The 17,077-nt window shown below is 47.8% G+C and carries 16 protein-coding genes and 3 pseudogenes; 4 read left to right on the top strand and 15 right to left on the bottom strand.

Features of this window, described 5'->3' with window-relative positions; genetic code table 11:
- Nucleotides 1-726, top strand: a pseudogene (locus KT99_RS18060) (IS66-like element ISSbe3 family transposase); the annotation flags it as partial.
- 70 nt (nucleotides 727-796) lie between these two features.
- Nucleotides 797-967 (top strand): hypothetical protein, encoded by a 171-nt coding sequence (locus tag KT99_RS21180; RefSeq protein ID WP_198402035.1) that lies wholly within the window; start codon nucleotides 797-799, stop codon nucleotides 965-967.
- Nucleotides 968-1,136: 169 nt separating this feature from the next.
- Here the strand turns inward: KT99_RS21180 and KT99_RS18055 are convergent, their stop codons facing one another.
- The 9 genes and pseudogenes from KT99_RS18055 to KT99_RS18015 all read right to left on the bottom strand — a co-directional run.
- On the bottom strand, nucleotides 1,137-2,162 hold the full coding sequence (locus KT99_RS18055) for a hypothetical protein (protein WP_005502979.1): 1,026 nt from the start codon (nucleotides 2,160-2,162) through the stop codon (nucleotides 1,137-1,139).
- Nucleotides 2,163-2,316: 154 nt separating this feature from the next.
- Nucleotides 2,317-3,573, bottom strand: coding sequence for an ABC transporter permease (locus tag KT99_RS18050; protein WP_005502975.1), 1,257 nt, complete (start codon nucleotides 3,571-3,573; stop codon nucleotides 2,317-2,319).
- Nucleotides 3,574-3,735: 162 nt separating this feature from the next.
- A complete protein-coding gene (locus tag KT99_RS18045; RefSeq protein WP_100067699.1) occupies nucleotides 3,736-4,941 on the bottom strand; it encodes an efflux RND transporter periplasmic adaptor subunit in 1,206 nt (401 codons plus the stop codon).
- Nucleotides 4,941-6,149 carry an efflux RND transporter periplasmic adaptor subunit gene (locus tag KT99_RS18040; protein WP_100067697.1) on the bottom strand — a complete coding sequence of 403 codons (1,209 nt, stop codon included), beginning with the start codon at nucleotides 6,147-6,149 and terminating at the stop codon, nucleotides 4,941-4,943. The genes KT99_RS18045 and KT99_RS18040 overlap by 1 nt, the downstream gene beginning before the upstream one ends.
- Complete coding sequence (locus KT99_RS18035; RefSeq protein ID WP_005502969.1) at nucleotides 6,146-7,195, bottom strand: HlyD family secretion protein; 1,050 nt, start codon at nucleotides 7,193-7,195, stop codon at nucleotides 6,146-6,148. The genes KT99_RS18040 and KT99_RS18035 overlap by 4 nt, the downstream gene beginning before the upstream one ends.
- On the bottom strand, nucleotides 7,185-7,871 hold the full coding sequence (locus tag KT99_RS18030; protein WP_005502967.1) for an ABC transporter ATP-binding protein: 687 nt from the start codon (nucleotides 7,869-7,871) through the stop codon (nucleotides 7,185-7,187). The genes KT99_RS18035 and KT99_RS18030 overlap by 11 nt, the downstream gene beginning before the upstream one ends.
- Before the next feature lie 194 nt (nucleotides 7,872-8,065).
- On the bottom strand, nucleotides 8,066-8,455 hold the full coding sequence (locus KT99_RS18025) for a hypothetical protein (protein WP_005502966.1): 390 nt from the start codon (nucleotides 8,453-8,455) through the stop codon (nucleotides 8,066-8,068).
- 136 nt (nucleotides 8,456-8,591) lie between these two features.
- The gene (locus KT99_RS18020) at nucleotides 8,592-9,044 is read right to left on the bottom strand and encodes a hypothetical protein (protein ID WP_005502965.1); all 453 of its coding nucleotides are present in this window, start codon (nucleotides 9,042-9,044) and stop codon (nucleotides 8,592-8,594) included.
- Between the two features lie 192 nt (nucleotides 9,045-9,236).
- Nucleotides 9,237-9,443: pseudogene (locus tag KT99_RS18015) on the bottom strand (hypothetical protein); the annotation flags it as partial.
- Between the two features lie 202 nt (nucleotides 9,444-9,645).
- Between KT99_RS18015 and KT99_RS18010 the strand changes: the two are divergent.
- Nucleotides 9,646-10,275, top strand: coding sequence for a hypothetical protein (locus KT99_RS18010; RefSeq protein WP_005502963.1), 630 nt, complete (start codon nucleotides 9,646-9,648; stop codon nucleotides 10,273-10,275).
- A 121-nt stretch (nucleotides 10,276-10,396) separates the two neighbouring features.
- Nucleotides 10,397-11,129 (top strand): annotated as a pseudogene (locus KT99_RS18005) (MBL fold metallo-hydrolase).
- A 113-nt stretch (nucleotides 11,130-11,242) separates the two neighbouring features.
- On the opposite strand, the gene KT99_RS18000 reads toward KT99_RS18005, so the two are convergent.
- The 6 genes from KT99_RS18000 to KT99_RS17975 all read right to left on the bottom strand — a co-directional run.
- The gene (locus KT99_RS18000) at nucleotides 11,243-11,791 is read right to left on the bottom strand and encodes an NAD(P)H nitroreductase (protein ID WP_005502959.1); all 549 of its coding nucleotides are present in this window, start codon (nucleotides 11,789-11,791) and stop codon (nucleotides 11,243-11,245) included.
- A gap of 619 nt (nucleotides 11,792-12,410) precedes the next feature.
- Nucleotides 12,411-13,022, bottom strand: a complete 612-nt coding sequence (locus KT99_RS17995; RefSeq protein ID WP_005502957.1) for an HvfX family Cu-binding RiPP maturation protein — start codon at nucleotides 13,020-13,022, stop codon at nucleotides 12,411-12,413.
- Nucleotides 13,023-13,136: 114 nt separating this feature from the next.
- Nucleotides 13,137-14,159, bottom strand: coding sequence for a phosphotransferase (locus KT99_RS17990; protein ID WP_232504327.1), 1,023 nt, complete (start codon nucleotides 14,157-14,159; stop codon nucleotides 13,137-13,139).
- A gap of 73 nt (nucleotides 14,160-14,232) precedes the next feature.
- On the bottom strand, nucleotides 14,233-14,874 hold the full coding sequence (pnuC, locus tag KT99_RS17985; protein ID WP_005502954.1) for a nicotinamide riboside transporter PnuC: 642 nt from the start codon (nucleotides 14,872-14,874) through the stop codon (nucleotides 14,233-14,235).
- Between the two features lie 104 nt (nucleotides 14,875-14,978).
- Nucleotides 14,979-15,239, bottom strand: a complete 261-nt coding sequence (locus tag KT99_RS17980) for a hypothetical protein (RefSeq protein WP_005502953.1) — start codon at nucleotides 15,237-15,239, stop codon at nucleotides 14,979-14,981.
- 123 nt (nucleotides 15,240-15,362) lie between these two features.
- Nucleotides 15,363-17,077, bottom strand: a 1,715-nt coding sequence (locus tag KT99_RS17975; RefSeq protein WP_005502952.1) for a TonB-dependent receptor, incomplete at its 5' end; no start/stop codon positions are given.

Genomic DNA, 17,077 nt, shown 5'->3' with positions numbered 1-17,077 from the left:
CACAATCGTAATGGTGAAGAGCATACCCGCTGGGTCTGGTTGTTATCGAGTGAGGATGCCGTATTCCAACAGGTGAAATATTTTCGTAATAAGGATGCAGCCAAATCGATATTAGGCGAGCATACCCAAGCGATTGTCGTGAGTGACCAATGTCCCAGCTACAACTGGATTGAGCCCGAACGGCATCAATTTTGCCTTGCCCATGTGCAGCGTAATTTACAACAAATGGCCGATTATTCAGGTAAGGGGCTTACCGCGAGTATCGGCAATCGACTGGTATTGCTATTCAAGTCCGTATTTCGCACTCAACATAGATATGAAGCCGGTGACGTTGACGAAATAATGTGGCGTCGGCGAATGCAACGACTAAGGCGCAATATTAAGCGCTGGCTTGAGTGCGGGGAAAATGTGCCCGCTTCACGCTACTCAGGCCGATGCCGGCATATTCTCAAATATGAGCAAGGTTTATGGGTTTTTCTCAATCACCCAGGGACACCTTTGACCAATAACGAAGCCGAGCGTTGTTTGCGTGGCAGCGTGATCATGCGCAAGATCTGCTATGGCACCAGTTCAGATAGGGGTGAGAAGTTTCGATCTCGGATCCTCTCAGTCGTTGAAACGTGCAAGAAGCGCAAGTTATCCCCGATAACAGTGATCAGCACTATCATTGCGGGCGTGGTGGGTAAATGCGACTACCCAGACGTATTTGGACTAACCTCAGCTTAGTCAATCCCCCTCTGGTGAATGCTTACGTTTCGGTGTCTTGGTTGTTTTTGCGCCGAAAGGAATTTCAGTATTGAGTGTCCACCCCGGTCCTATCAATACCGATATGGCGGCGCAAGGTGGTATGACAGAAGTAGCCGAGCCCACCAGTGTGGTGGCCGAAGGAATAGTGACCTCCCTATCATCTCTTCCCCGATGCCATGGCCAGAGACTTTCAAGCTGCCTACCAAAGCTATGCCGATAACATCATTGAAGCAGAATTGGTTGAAGCCTAACTCGTTCAGGTTAATTGTGCTGGCAAACTAGCCAGCAGCATAAACTGGCAACAAATAAAAAGGGCTATTGATGAGTCACTCTCTCAACAATAGCCCTTATGTTTGCCCTAGACTCGGTGTTTACCGAGCAGGCTAGCCTTATTCAGGGTCGGCCTTGGCGACCCCATGCCACTGAAAATGGTTATTGGCTTTCTTGCTGACTATGCCCTCATCAAACAGCCTCTTGAAAATCTTATCCACCTCATCGGTGGAGAAATTTAAGTACTTACTCACCGCCCGTTTACTGCAATTAACCCGATTCAGACTTAATGCCAGCAGCACCTGTTCATAGGGCGTTTTCTCGGCTTCATTCACTGTGTCAGTATCGTCAAAATGAGACAGTAACTCGGGTGATTTACTCTCTGCCGGGCTAAATCCCTCTATGGTCAGCGGCTTCATGTTGTGGAACTGATGGCGGAAACGATTCTCCTCACCGATAAGGCCGACGAAGAAGGCGGCGAAGAAATCTAGCAGAACCGAGAGAAAGACCACCAGGCCGAGTTGAGCCGTGCTAGCCTGAATATTCAAGAAGCTGGCTAAACTGTCGATCAAGCCAATGACAGAACCCTGACTGACCACAGGTAAGTTATCACGTTCCATCGCCAGGGCTTGTTGCTCGTGTCTCAGCTTATTGTTCTCTTTCTGAATGCGGCTCACACCTGTGGCTATAAGCTCCATCTGAATGTATTTCTCGGCGGCGACATTATTAAGCTTAATCTGTGCATCGATAGCCTGGATCTGCATATTGTAAGCGTTCACCTTGCTCTGCTGCACATTCACATGTTCCTGTGCCTTATTAGTGGCACTGTTAATACCGCCCACTGAGCCACCGATAGAGATAGCGGCCAGCACCAGATAGAAACCCAACGCAGATAACATGCCCGGATAGTTACGTCGCGCATGTCGCTCACCCACCTCATACCAGGCAAAAAATTTACCCAGTTCAAAAATCACCGCCAGGCCGCCAAATAGTAACTGCATAATAGGGTCATCATCGATGGACAGAAACAGCAATAAGGAAAATATGATGGAGGCTAAGATGGAAGCGCCGGTGAAGCTATAGACGCTCCACATGGCAAACTTACCTTTCGGGAAACGCAGGGCTAAATCTTGGTTGTAAAACATATCTGACTTCTATGTCGGCGAGCCGATGCTCTTGGTCTGCAGTTTGGCGGCGCAGACAGAAAAATGGAGCGTCAGCATACATGAAAACCGAGCCATTTCCCTATAAAACACGGCTTAACCGCTCTTGCTGAAGCTTTTTTAATCACAACTGAGGCTAATCTCTTTGCAGGGCGACAATCGGATCCAGTTTAGCCGCCTTCTTGGCCGGGTAGAGGCCAAAACCCACACCGATAGTCATACACACTCCCAGCGCTAACACGATGGCGAAGGGAGACCAGGCCACCGGCCAACCTGCGGCGGAAGAGATCACGAACGCCAACAACAGGCCCACACCTATGCCTATGACGCCGCCCGTGGCCGAGATAACGATACTCTCGATAAGAAACTGGCGGGCAATATCCTTACGCCTGGCCCCTAATGCCCTGAGCAAGCCGATCTCTGCGGTACGCTCCATGATGGTGGCCAACATGATGTTCATGATGCCTATGCCGCCCACCAGCAAAGAGATCCCCGCCACACAAGCCATAACGATATTGAATATCTGTTGCGTCTGCTGATGTTGGGCCAGCAAGTCCGCCGGTACCACTATGTCATAATCTTTCTCGCCGCCATGACGACGCTTGAGCAGATGCCTCAGGCTCTTGGCTGCCAATGAAGGCTCGACCCCTTCGGCAAGTGACACCTTAAAGGCATCGAGCTCATCTTCCAGACTCTTAAAATTCATCTTTTTCAGCGCCGTGGCCAGAGGAATAAATACCTCATTGCGCTCTCCACCCAGTTTGACGCCCTGAATTTTTGACTTACCGTTCTGGGCATCGGTCAACACACCGACCACGGTGAACCACTGATGATTTATCTTGATCACGCTGCCGATAGCCTTTCCCTGTGGAAATAGGCTTCTGGCAGCTTCCGGACCTAATACGGCAACTTGTCGATAATGGGCCTCATCTTTAGCATCGAAGGCGGCTCCCTCGCTCATTTTCAGGGCACTCAAGTCAAAATAACTGGGCGTCACCCCTTTAACTTGGGCATCACTACGGCCTTCGAGGCTAAATAAGCTGAAGATTTTTACCCGCTTCTCGGCGCTCCAGTTTTCCACGAAGGGTAAGGTATCTTGGGCACTCTCCACATCTCTGAGACTCAAACCTATGCTGTGCTCTCGAATCGATTTGAGCGCTTCACCATCCGATTTTCTGGCGTTAATCACCAGGTTTCGGACCCCCATGGACTCGATCATCTTCAGCGCTTCTCGCTCCGCACCCTCACCCACACTCAACATGGCTATCACGGCGCCGACACCAAATATCATCCCCAACAGGGTCAGAGCCGTGCGCAACTTGTGGTGGCGCATCTCATCGAAGGCTTGCTTAATCCCTTCGATATAAATCTTACTCTCATTGACTAAGCTCATACTCGGCTCCTTTTTGGAGGCGTCATAATCGCAATCACATCACCTTGGTTCAGCCCATCGGCGATCACTGTAACTAAGCTCATACTCGGCTCCTCTTCGGCGGCGTCATAAGCGCGATCACATCGCCTTGGTTCAGCCCATCGGCGATCACTGTAACTAAGCTCATACTCGGCTCCTCTTCGGCGGCGTCATAAGCGCGATCACATCGCCTTGGTTCAGCCCCTCGGTGATCACGGTTCGATTCAGGCTACGACGCCCAGGCGTCACCGCCTGTTTAATGAAACCAGCACGGGTCTTAAGGTAGACCCAATATTGGCCCTCTTTCTGAAACAGAGCCTGATTAGGCACAGTCAGCACATCTTGCAGATTAAACAGATGCACCTGGGCCTTTACTTGCCTGCCCGGCTGCATGATCGCCACTAAGGTTTTATCCAGACTGATGGTAAATTGGAAATAGTTTACCGGACTGTCCTTCTCTTTAGGTTTAGCCAAGGCATCGACTTGGGTCACCTTGCCGGTAAATGGTTTATCCGGATAAGCATCCAGATAGACGGTCGCCATCTTTCCTATGGCGAGACCCGCCGCCTCAGATTCCAGCACAAATAACTTCGCCTGCATCACAGAGGTATCGGGCAAGAGGCCGATGGAAAAACCTGACCACATCATGTCACCCACCACGGGAAACGAGCCATCCCATCCCGCCTGATAGACAAACAAGCCATCATGAGGGGCGATGATCTCCATCTGATTGAGGTTATTCTCATAACGGTTTATCTTGGCCGAGTGACCTTTCTGCCTAAGCTTTATCAACTCCTGCTCGGCAGCGGCCTGGTCACCATGCTGATCTAACCCCCAATCGAAATAATGCATCTTAGCGACAAGATAATCTTGGTTACGCATCTGATCGATAATCTCTATCTTGGTATAGACGCGCTCATCTTCACTGAAGAAACGTTCGGCTAATTCTTTTTCTTCGCGAGTCACTCGGGTACCGGCTGAGAGTGTCTGACTGATCGTCTTGTCCTTCTCTGTCTGCATCTGACTATCGAACGTCAACTTATCAAAATCGAACTGCTCCATCTTGAGGCGATAATTTTCACGGGTAGGATCCATTCTGGCGACGACATCCCCCGCTTTGACCCGGCTGAAGTTATCCAAGATCCAGGCTAAAGACTGTGGGCCACGTAATCCTGTCGGCACGTTCACTGAGGTTGACTGGCTGGCTTCTAGCTCTCCAGTGGCCGGAATGTCGACCTTAAAGTCGGCTCGGCTCACATCCATGGTGAGTACACCGTCGCTGGCTTGTTGACTACAGCCCGCAATCCATACCAAGCTGAAGGCCAGTAAGCTGTTTCTTAAACTAAACATCATGGCAGTAATACCTCCTGACCCACATCGAGTCCGCTGTTTATTGATACCAGCTCTTTGCCTATGGTGCCTATGGTGACTGCTTGCTTAGACTCGCCAAACAAGCCAGGTAATAGTACATAAGCCTGACCGGACTCGTAATGAATGGCGTCGAGTGACAACAGGAGTTCCTGCTTCTCATTGGCGATATCGATGGAGATTTTTGCTGTCATACCGGGTCTCATCAAGTCAGTATCCACTTCATCTATGCTGGCCACCGCATCGAATACCACCAGAGGCACATCCTGATTTTTATGACGAAACACGGCCCCGAGTTCAATAATTTCCCCGTAAAAGACTTTATCCGGATTAGCATCCAGCCTTATTTTGAGTTTCTGACCCAGTTTAACCCGACTCGCTTCGATCTCAGGTATGGTCATGTTCACCTGCATATGATTCAGATTCGGTATACTGAGTACCGCATCCCCCATAAAAACAGACTGGCCTTCCTTAATCTTATTGCCTTGAGAATCATTACCGTACACCACCATTCCTTCACGGGGAGCGATTAACGTCAGAGATTTAATGCCCTTTTTAAGCGCTGTAACTTCGGAGGAAAACTTTTGTAGGTCTCCCTCTAACATGGCTTCTCTTTGTTTGGCACTCTGATTTTCAAGATCTATTTTTTGCTTGGTGAGTTGAACCTTATCCTTGGCGATGACGGCATCCTTCTCATACTTAATTCTATCGATCGCCGCGACAGTGTCATCAGACAGGTTAAATTTACGCACCGCTTTGTCGAAACTCATCTTCGCCTCGGCGAGATCTAGCCTCAGCTCTTCCAACTGTTTGGCATTGCGCAGTTTCGACGTTTCGATATCCTGCAGGGTCGCTTCCAGCTTGGCCGTCTTGACCGATAGACGTTGAGTCAATTCAGAAGTATCGAGTTGAGCGACCATGTCCCCTTTTTGAACCAGGGAGCCTTCCGGTGCGAGCTGCTTAACCTGATATTGCCACACCCTACGGATCGAAGGCGGCATCATAGAAACGGTATCGGCGGATACCAGCTCTCCGCTAGCCTCGATACTCTGCCTTAACACTCCTAGCTCCACCGAAGTCACAGGTGCCCCGGTACATGCCGTTAGCAAGGAAAGCGACAGAATTAAGCTCGAAGGCCGCAAGAGATACGATAGGTGTGAGAGGTGTGAGAGGTGCAATATCTTACTCATGATTCGGCTCCGGTACTGACTAAAACACTCATGCCGGGAACGATCTTAATGTCTTCATCGGCCTCAAAACTCACCTCAACCTTGAACCAATTACTCTGACCCCAGGCTGGTTGTTTCTGCGCCTGGCGACTGATACCTTTAATACTGCCAGTAAACGGCTTCGACAACTGGGAATCCAGTCTGAGTGTCACTGGGCTCCCCTCGGCTAATTTGTCGACATCCACCTCATTGACCCAGGCGACAACCTCTAGCTCTTCCATCGCTGGCACTGTGGCTATTTGCCGGCCAATCTGTACGGTATCACCGACGGCAAATTTCTTATTACTCCTGGGATCGCTACCATAGAGCACAGGGCCTTTTATCTTGGCCTTTAGTTCGAGTTGCTCTAATCCGTTTAATGCTTGCGCTAGCTCTAATTGCGCACGGCGTCGATCTATGGCTAATTGCGCCTTACTGGCGGCTTGTTTATCCAATACTTCTTTGAGCGCCTGCTCGGCCTTTGATAACTCGCTGCCTGCCTGCATCAAGTTAAATTGATTCTCGGCGTAATCTTTAGCCGCAATATAATCCGCTGGTACATCGGCATCGAGCCGACTCTTCTCCAGTTCAGATTGTTGCTGTTTAACATCGAATTTGGCCTGCAGCACACTGGCGGTAAGATCGATACTCAGGCTCTGCTCTTGAGCCGTGACCCGCAGCAGACTCGCCTCAAGTTGCTCGATCTGATTGGCAATTTGGCTCTTGTCGAAGATCACCACAGTCTGACCCGGCTCGGCAACGGAGCCCTCGGGCAACATCCACTGGATTTGATAGCGCCAGGCATCACCTGCCTTAGGTACCATAAAGGATTGAGACTGCACCGAGGAGATCTGCCCGGTCAATAACAAGGTCTGTTCGCTTAGGTGGGTAACACCTGGACCAGATATTCCACTCGGCGCAGTACTGACATTCGCTTCTGCGGCCACCAGCATACTGACCGGTAGAGAAAATATCGCCAGCAAGACAAGTTTTGCTGGCAATGGAGCTAAATGAGAATTAAGCCGCATAGACACCGCGCTCCTCTATTTCTACGATATGGCCATCCCGCATGCGGATCACCCGCTGGGCATAGGCTGCCACTTCCTCTTCGTGGGTCACTAAGATGATGGTTTGACCCGCCTTATGCAGCTCGGTGAATAGCTCCATGATCTCCACCGATGTCTTACTGTCCAGTGCCCCCGTAGGTTCATCGGCCAATAAAATAGCAGGTTTGTTCACCAGAGCCCGCGCGATGGCGACTCTCTGCCTTTGACCACCAGACAGCTGATTGGGTCGATGATCTTGACGTGAACCTAAGCCCACTCGCATCAAGAGCTCATTGGCATAGCGGGTATCGTTATTAGGGGGGATGGCAAATCGTAGAGGTAGCAGCACGTTTTGCAACGCACTCATTCTAGGCAACAAGTGAAAACTCTGAAACACGAAACCTATGTCCTTATTTCGCACCGCGGATAGCGCATCATCATCCAGGCTGGCAACCTCTTGCTCATTGAGTTGGTAGCTCCCCGAGCTAGGCTTATCCAGACAGCCGATGATGTTCATCAAGGTGGATTTACCCGAGCCAGATGGCCCCATGATCGCCACAAATTCATTTTGTTTAATGGTAAAATCGACACCTCTGAGGGCAAAAACTGACGATTCCCCCATCTGATACTCTTTCGTTAATCCATTGACTCTTATCATAGTACTCTCTCATTTACACTCATATTCCGTCCCTAGAATTCAGTCATCATTTGTATTTGTGTATAATTTCGATTATACAATGCCCGACAAACGAGTGTGCAGGCAATTGAATTTAATTAACTTTGCAAAGTTAATTAAATTCACTGCAATGATGAGAGTTCGAGTGTTGCTGAGAACAAAGTGATGGTGAGCCCTTAGGTAAGATAGATCCCCATCAGGCTCAAGAGCGAAATACTTGAGAACAGAGTCCATTGAAAAAGATGCTTGAAGGGAGTGTTTATCTCACTAAAGAAGGCGAAATAGATCTGCCACACAGCAAAAAGTGCAAAGTTAAGGGCGACGAAGAGTACCAGGCTGATGCCTTGCATATATGACACAAGATCTAAACCGCAGACAGTTAATACCAGAGTCGATAACAGCAGAAATACCGACACATAATGAAATACACAGTGCATGAAAGCTTTAGCCACGGGATCGAAAGACGCCGCTAGCATAGGATTAAGGTACTGCTTCACCCCATAGGTAAAGTGACCGATACAGGTCAAAAAACCAAGAATTGCAGCCGCGATAAAATAGTAATTCATAGACGTCCTCACGTTTAATCTGTGTCATTAATAAGTGGCACTATTCAGATAGACAGATCTGAGCACATTTTTATTGCAAAAAAAGAGCCCGGTGGCTCTTTTTTTGCAAATAACGACTATTTTGAGCTCTGCCACATTACATGGTCGCCATGATCCAATAATCCAAGCGCTGCTGCGGTTCTGCAAGTAAATTTTTACAGCTGTCCTTATACTTGCCCATCAAGTCTCGTAAACTCTTGTTGTCCGGCAGTGACGCCAGCTGCTGCTGCTGAACGTTCGATAACACATCGGCGACATCTTCTTTAGCCTGATACTCTTGTGCAATCGAGATGGCCTTAGTCGATGAACTCTGCAAGCGTTCACCGACTACCTGCATCTGAGGCGCATTCATAGCAGCGATGGCAGCGGAACTTATCTGGTAATAGGATGCACACTCGATCACTTCATTGCTAAATATAATTTCAGCTTCGCTAGGAGCGGCAGAAACAGCAAGCGGTGCCAGACATAAAAGAGGGAAAATAAGACTATGTTTAATTTGACTAATACGTCGATGATTAATCGATACTAAGCGAGGTGTTGAACTCGGCATTGGGGATCCCTTTCTTGTTATACTGTTTCACCTGCAATGAAACGGCTCTAAGGCGCAACTCGTGACCTCGACTATATTCAGACAGCCTTAGTTAATCAAGCGCTACATAAGTTATTGTTCATGGATTGTAAACCGCTAGTCAAGAGTAAATCAAGCATCTTGCTTGGCACCGAGGCGAGTAATCACTTCTCAGGAAGCCTGATTATGCCAGTGGGTTCTAAACTCCACAGCCATCTCGTCTGGGTGGGGCACCGAGGTATACCAGAGTTGCCAGAGCTCCCCATCTGCCACCGCCAGAGATAAAGCAGGAACATGCTCTAGCGTTAAAGGTTCAAGCACCATATATTCGCCCGATAAGCACTCGCTTAGCTCTGTACTATCCAATCTACTCTCCTTCATCAATACAGTAATGACTCATTTAAGATGACACTATTATCGACCTATATAACTTGGACCATAGTCGAATCGAATGCCATACCCACTTTATCTAACACTGAGAATGAGTCTAGATGTTTCTAAAACAATCAATTTTATCCCAGCTCCTTTGAAAAACTTTATATCAACTATACTTGTTTCAGTCATGCAGAGGAAGCCCGTCACTATGTCAAGGAAGCGCACTCAAGTCAGTCAATATTATGTGATTGCAGCCGTCGTCGCCGCTGAGCTAAATCACACCTTAGCCTACTGTAAACAGATTAACCTTACCGCGAGCAATGCTCAGGCAGCGTCATCTCGAGTCGGTAATGCGGCCTTAGGATTTAAAGCATTAACCGGCTTTATCGATGACTTGGCCTGTTACACCATGAAGGCCGCGACCGACATCAACATCCTCGCCCATAGTGCGAGTAAGATGGCTACGGATACCGCCAGAGCGGCTGCGGCGCTCAAACACTTCGAAAAAGCAAAACTCAAGGCCGTCGATGCTAAATACTCTGCCAGTATGGATTCCGCCGTGGCTCAGACTGTGAGCAACTACAACAAATTGCAGAAATCATTCCAAGCCTTGATTAACCAGATGGAGCAGCAACTCCATGATCTGAAAAGAAACCTGAGAACCGCCAATATTCTTGCCTCTATTTGTAGAATCGAAGCCTGCAGGGTATATGTGGCTAATCAGGCAACCTTTAATGATGTGGCCAACAGGGTCGATAGTGTCGCGAATCTGATACGTCAACGGGTCGATAATGCCATCGCCCTGTTTGATACTTCAGCTTATCAAAAAGCCGCCTAAACCATTCTCTTTCACCTACTCAATCTTATTAATTAACACCAAGGATTAATGCTGAGGTTTTAAAGACCAATTTATATATCCATTAACAAACAGTCGCGTTAAAGACAGGGAGCTTTTACACATGAAGAGTCAGCTTATCGTTGAAACCCCCACTCATCAGTGGATCTACTTTGGCAGGGATCCGGAGAAGCCGGATAAAATCATAGATACCAATCAATATATGCTAGTGACTGAAAAAAAAGCCCTCTTGATGGATCCCGGCGGAATTGAATTGTTTGCTCCCATGCTAGCCAATATTGTCAAACACATCCCCCTCGAGCAACTGACTCATCTGTTTGCCTCCCACCAAGATCCGGACATTATCTCATCTCTCGGGCTATGGGATCAGACCTTACCGGGAGCCAAGCTCTATTCTCCTTGGCTTTGGGAAGGCTTTATTCGTCATTTCGGCATGCACAATATCGGCTACGAAGCTATTCCGGATGTAGGCAGCAGACTGCTGCTCGATCAAGTCGAAGTGCAATTTATCCTACCTGCATGCCTCGGGAAATTTCCATGTGTATGACCCCGTCGCTCGAGTCCTGATGTCAGGCGATATCGGCGCGGCCTTAGAAGATCATGATGTCGATATTTTTGTCGATGACTTCGACGCTCATATCAAAAAGATGAAATTTTTCCATCAGAGATGGATGCCATCAAACAGCGCGAAGAACGATTGGATAAATCGGGTACGTAAACTCGATATCGATTTTCTCTGTCCTCAGCATGGCAGGATTTTCAAAGGTGAACAGGTGGGGCAATTTCTCGATTGGTTTGAGCAACTCGATGTCGGTCAGGCCATCTCGAATAGCTGATTGAAGCTTGATAAGCTATTGGCTCTCAAATAATACAGCCCATGACTTTAAGATTATGGGCTGTATTTTAATCCATAGTATAACTTTGAGAGCTATGATTTAGACTGATATCACTAGAGGTAGCGAGCAAACTCACTGCCACTCTTACTCGGCTTCGAAGGCGCTTTTACCGCTTGAGTGCCCAGATAAAGAAACCCAACGATTTGATCGGCATCAGATAAACCTAAGCTTAGATGCACTCGCTTATCGAACGCAAAGTCACCCGTTCGCCAAATGCCACCCAGCCCAAGTGCAAAAGCCGCCTGCTGCATCGCCATAGTCGAACATCCTGCCGCGATCAACTGCTCAATCTCAGGGACTTTCCCGTGAGTCTTAGGCTTAGCAACCACAATAATCACCATGGGCGCCCTCAATGGCATAGACTGAGCCTTCGCCTGTTTCGCCTCATCCGCTCCATTCTCAGTCGCTGCTTGTAAGAAAATGTCTCCCAGACGATTAAGTCCTTCACCCTGAGCGATAATGAATTCCCAAGGTGATAATCCCCCATGATCGGGTACACGCACACCAGCATCTAAGATGACTTTCAGTTGAGATTCATCGGGAGCGGGGGCTATAAGGCGTGGGCAAGATTGCCGAGTCAGTAATAATTCAGTCGCGTCCAAGAGTATGTCCTTCTGTGAATGAGCTTGAATAATTCAAGTGGTATAATACCATTCCATATAAGTATCTAGTCAGTTCAGAGACTCTCAGTTTTTTCAATTCAAGGCGCATTGATGAGGAAATGGTTATTCCCTTTTAAGTCAATGTAACACAGAAGTGGAAACACTGAGAGCCTCACGCAGTGCGGCTGATGTTTAAAGCAAAGGGCAAAGCCCTTTATGCTACGTTGAATGTTTTCGATATACGACTGCATGGTCTATTTTGTTCCATACAAAATAAGACATTTCCTCCTTCCATGGAGGTCAGATGCAGGAGGTACGAGCCCATGGACGGGTGAAGGTAGAATAATGCAGGAGCAATTATCGAGAGCAACGCAGGAGCCTGTTGCCGAGAATAACTATTAGCTTCAAACATTCGCAAGCCACATGGATGTGGTGAATGTCTATATTGCAGGAGCAAATATAGACCTTGCCTACAGCGCTTTGAACTCCCGCTGAATGATCAGATACTTACTCGGAATGGTATCATTGTTATTTACCGGCAAAAATAACAAAGGCACAAATAAAAATCCCACCAAAGTGGTGGAATTTACAGAATCAATGAGCTGGAAACTTCACTTGGCTATAAACTGCGGTCAGGAAAACGTTTCGATACCCCCTTACGAAGGTAGTAGTCCACACTGGTATACCGTCCCCCGCCAATCATTATCAAGGCAAGCAACATGATTGAATACGTTATCGCGAACTCGATACCATTATTTAAGATGACAAAATTACCTGAGCTCGTCAGCCATTCATAATTACCATGATCCTGTAAAATAGCCTTAGCGGCACTGAGCTTCTCACCCGCTGCCAGTACCTGATCATTTGCCAACCAAGAACCACCATCGGCTATGGCTAACCAGCCATTATTCCAATGTACGGAGAAAGCCGCCACTAACATGGTAGCGAGTAAAGGTATGGAGATTAATCGAGTACCGAGACCAATTATCAGCAGGAAACCACCGACAAACTCGGTCCCCGCCGCCATAGTCACCATCACTTCAGGCATAGGTAGACCAAGCCCCAAATCAGGGTTACCAAACCAGGCCACAGTATCACTGAAATGAGATAACTTATTATATCCCGCTTGCATCAACACGGGTGCCAAGTACAAACGTAAAGCTAAGGGAGCAATACCCGATACCTGTTGCACCACATTTAAAAACTTCTGATATGCCTTAACCACTAACATGTTTACTCCTTACAAATGCTATTGTCAGAATAGACCATATTGAGAGGAAATATATTTCATTTTAATATCAATCTCAGAGTAAACAATGTGAATGCTGCGGCAGCGACTGCGAGCTTAGGGTAAAATTAACGAATAAAACTGACTGAAACAATCCAGATATTTTAACCCATGTTCAGAGCTTGAATCTCTGGGTAAATCTAAGATTTCAGCACCCTCTATCTCGGTTTCTGCGTCTGCGGCCATCAGCAGGGACCAGCAAGCAGAAAACACCCAATAGATATTAATTGCCGCTGGCAATGCTGCTTTGGCGTCGAGGGTCAAATTCGGATGATTATCCAGATAGGCGTCGATTAAAAAATGCCGTTGAGCCGTCGACAGAGTGTGACTCGATAGCACGCCGGCCAGATCGAATAATGGATGTGAACTGCAAGCATATTCGAAATCTATGCATTGAAGTCGGCCATGTTTAAACAATAAGTTATGCGGGTTGAGATCTCTATGGCTGTATTGCTCCCCCAGTGCGCAGGCATCGAGTTCATCTAACCATTGACTGATGTCGTCTCGAAGAGACAGGAGTTGCAGATGCTTCTCCCGCCACTCTCTGTGCTGGCGGCACTCATCCCCTTGAGCTTGCCCATTGCAAATTTTGCTCCATATATCGTACATAGAAGCCTGATAAATGGACCACTGCCTGGATACGCTGAGACTGTTTTTAGGACATTCGAGTCCGGCTAACTGAGTCAAGAGTCGCAATAGTGCTGACTCGGCGCCGGGCCATGATATCGACTCATCAATAAGGGGGTGCGCCGATTTGGCGGTGATCAACTTGCCCCAACTATGCCCCTGCTCTTGCTCGATAAATTCACTGAGGTAATATTTTTTATCGTCACTGACAAAATACAAATCAGGTGCCAGTCCCTGCTCTGCCGCTATCTTCCAATTTTTCACCTCGGCATCGCGATCACAAATTTGACTACTGGCCGATGAGTTCACTCGTAATACCCAACTGACATGTCTATCTCGAATCAAGTAATTTTGATTACTCAACCCCTCAGCCAACACAGACACTGAAACTGAAGAGGACAGCACTAAACCTGCACCTTGCAGCCCAGTCTTTACATCCTGCGGCAAACTCATTAATAGTTGGGATTGCTTCATCACATCCAATATCTCATGCTATATCTCATGTTATATATGTCATGTTCTCGATCTATTGAGCCAATGCAATACGTTGATCACGCATCGCCGTGCGCCATAAGAAATAGCCACCTATAGCCATAGCCACATACAAGATAAATAACAATGACGTTAGCATGAGCCCTTTCTGCAGATAAAGATAGATGGAGACAAAATCGATCACTACCCAGTAGAGCCAATTTTCTAGCACCTTCTTTGCGACTAAATATGTCGTCATAACCGCAAAACACGTAGTCGCGGCATCGAGGTAGGCATAGGAAGCTTGGGTATAGGTGGCCATTAAATAGCCCACGACCACTGAGATGCTAGCGGTTGTGAGTATAAGCAGAATATGACGTCTCAGACTCCAGGAAATGACTTCAATGCCAGAATCATCTCCTTTGCCCTTTGACCACTGACGAAAACCATAGAACGCCATCGCCATGTAGTACACATTGAGCACAGACTCCATCAATAGCGACACTTTCCAGAAGAGCGCCGTATAGATAGCCGTGCTGGCGAACGCGGCAAACCAACACCAGATACTGCCCTTCATGGCCAGTATCAGGTAGGCCGCCGCTAGCACCACAGCTACGCCCTCCCAGGCCGTTAATGCCGTTGCTTGCATTAATGCACCATCTATGGTGCTCATGAGCGCGGACCAAAAATCTATCATCACTTTTTCCCGAAATAAGACTTTGCTAACGTAAAACAGAGTCTCGCCAGACTCTTACGAGTCTGGCGAGCATAGGCTAAACATGTAAACGTAATGCGATAAACTTATTGAGTGTGTGACAAATCCAGCTCACCACCAATAAACTTACACACGAACACAGCCTTGCCCCACTTTTCATGGGCAGCCTGCATCTCAGTCGCCAGCATAGCCATCACGTCGCCATACTCGCCACACACCTGAGTGGCCATGGCATTGGTCTTACGTTCAATATTGTCATAGCTATCCAGACGGTCGATAAACCATTGGATAGGATCCAGGTAGTTATCTTGCAGGGGGTAACAACTTATCTCGGCGGTTAATTTCATTTCTCGACCTCAGGTGGCACTCAGTTAAGAGGTGCCACCACAATTAAATAAAAACACATGTCTGCTTGCTCTAGCTATGCTTTCAGCCGCTAGCGGTCGCAATTTAATCCCCTAGGGAGTGAATTACATGAACTTGACGTTAACAGTCAATCCTAACTGGCGTGGATCACCGTAACGTATGTATTGCTTGTCTGCCCAGCCTTGATCTGGCTCATTACCGAAGTAGAAGCCGCGAGTGCCGTATTGCTCATCGAACAAGTTGCGCCCCCACAGGTACGCAGACCAGACATCTGTCTCATAGCCGACACGGGCATTGAAGATGGTATAGGCCTCAGACTTTGATTCGTTACTGTCTGAGTAGTAAAACTCACTCTTGCCACTGGTGGTCAGGTTCGCGAACCAACCTGAATCGGTACGATAGGTGGCTCCGGCACTGTAAGTGAAATTAGGTGAATGGGCCAGCTCGCGCCCCGTCAGATCCACTGTTCCACCGTACTTATCATGATAAGCATAATCGCCATAAGCAGTCTCAAGCCAACCAAGACTGGCATACAGCTTAAGATTATCTGTCGCATACCAATTCCCTTCTAGCTCGGCGCCATAGTTGTGTGAGCTACCTGCGTTCTCCGTATACAGGATAAACTTCTGTGGTTCTTCAGGATTTTGTTGGGATGCCGAAACCTGCTGGTTGCGTCTATCCATGAAGAATAGAGAGAAATTCGTACTGGCAGCACCATCGAGCCAGCGTGATTTAAGCCCTATCTCATAGTTATATAAGGTTTCGGTATCATACTCTTTCTTGTCTGACAGCTCAGCTGGCAATGACATATTGAACCCACCCGCCTTATAACCTCGAGCTATGCGCGCATAGGTTTCATGACTGCTGTTTAACGTCTTACTCAGGGCAATATGTCCGCCCCACATGGTTTCACCTGGACTAAATTCATCACCGGCACTGTCGCTGTAATCACTGTCTCGACGTTCGACTCTCAGGCCGAAGGACAAGGCGTAACCCGCACCGAGATCTGAATCTAATTGGCCAAATACGGCAGTATTATTCGCTTCATATTCGGCAGCAAGCGTGTCTAGCCAACCGTTATAATTTTCAACTGTGTCGTTGTCTTCAGTTAAACGCATACCATAAACGCCCAGTAACCAATCTGTGCTACCCCAGAAGATACGTCCAGCTTCAGTTGAGCTGAATCTAAACTCTTGGCTAATGGTATTACGCTCACCCTGCTTGTCCCAAGTATAATCGTATTGGCAAGGCTCACCGCCACAATCGAGTCCACCCCAGTAATCTGGGTTTGCCCAATCGCCATCATAATTATGGTGAGTATCAGAATGGGCATATGATGTTAAAGAGACGAGTTCGAACTGCTCGGCACCTGAATAGGTAAACTTAAGCGAGCTACCTGTGGTGCGCTGCTTATCCACGCCTGGTGCATCAGTTAGGGTATTTTCGCCATTGTTATCTAAGGTCCACACATCATAGCCATTATCGAAATCCGCGTAGAGTAAGGTCAGATCGACTTGCAAATCGTCGCTGGCATACCAGCGCAATTTAGCTCGGCCAGAAAACTCATCACGGGCGTTGGTATCATCGCGGCCAAGATAGAGATTATCCTGATAGCCATTTTGTTGATGCTGCTGTAGAGATACCCGATAGAGGAGTTTACCCGAATCGGTTAATGGTCCAGAGCTAAAACCGCTGAAAGTCGTCAGGTTATCATCACCCACTGACACTTCGGCCCCATGCTCAAACACATCCGTTGGATCATTACTCTTAAGGTATATCAGACCCGCTAAGGCATTGGCACCGTATTGCGTTACCTTGT

This window comes from Shewanella benthica KT99, from assembly GCF_000172075.1.
Taxonomy (GTDB): Bacteria; Pseudomonadota; Gammaproteobacteria; order Enterobacterales; family Shewanellaceae; genus Shewanella; species Shewanella benthica_A.
This window is presented reverse-complemented; position numbering and strand designations above follow the sequence as displayed.

Bases quoted from the DNA above. Each gene is read 5' to 3' on its own strand.
- KT99_RS18055 (WP_005502979.1), bottom strand. From the start codon at position 2,162: ATGTTTTACAACCAAGATTTAGCCCTGCGTTTCCCGAAAGGTAAGTTT.
- KT99_RS18050 (WP_005502975.1), bottom strand. From the start codon at position 3,573: ATGAGCTTAGTCAATGAGAGTAAGATTTATATCGAAGGGATTAAGCAA.
- KT99_RS18045 (WP_100067699.1), bottom strand. From the start codon at position 4,941: ATGTTTAGTTTAAGAAACAGCTTACTGGCCTTCAGCTTGGTATGGATT.
- KT99_RS18040 (WP_100067697.1), bottom strand. From the start codon at position 6,149: ATGAGTAAGATATTGCACCTCTCACACCTCTCACACCTATCGTATCTC.
- KT99_RS18035 (WP_005502969.1), bottom strand. From the start codon at position 7,195: ATGCGGCTTAATTCTCATTTAGCTCCATTGCCAGCAAAACTTGTCTTG.
- KT99_RS18030 (WP_005502967.1), bottom strand. From the start codon at position 7,871: ATGATAAGAGTCAATGGATTAACGAAAGAGTATCAGATGGGGGAATCG.
- KT99_RS18025 (WP_005502966.1), bottom strand. From the start codon at position 8,455: ATGAATTACTATTTTATCGCGGCTGCAATTCTTGGTTTTTTGACCTGT.
- KT99_RS18020 (WP_005502965.1), bottom strand. From the start codon at position 9,044: ATGCCGAGTTCAACACCTCGCTTAGTATCGATTAATCATCGACGTATT.
- KT99_RS18010 (WP_005502963.1), top strand. From the start codon at position 9,646: ATGTCAAGGAAGCGCACTCAAGTCAGTCAATATTATGTGATTGCAGCC.
- KT99_RS17995 (WP_005502957.1), bottom strand. From the start codon at position 13,022: ATGTTAGTGGTTAAGGCATATCAGAAGTTTTTAAATGTGGTGCAACAG.
- KT99_RS17990 (WP_232504327.1), bottom strand. From the start codon at position 14,159: ATGAGTTTGCCGCAGGATGTAAAGACTGGGCTGCAAGGTGCAGGTTTA.
- pnuC (WP_005502954.1), bottom strand. From the start codon at position 14,874: ATGATAGATTTTTGGTCCGCGCTCATGAGCACCATAGATGGTGCATTA.
- KT99_RS17980 (WP_005502953.1), bottom strand. From the start codon at position 15,239: ATGAAATTAACCGCCGAGATAAGTTGTTACCCCCTGCAAGATAACTAC.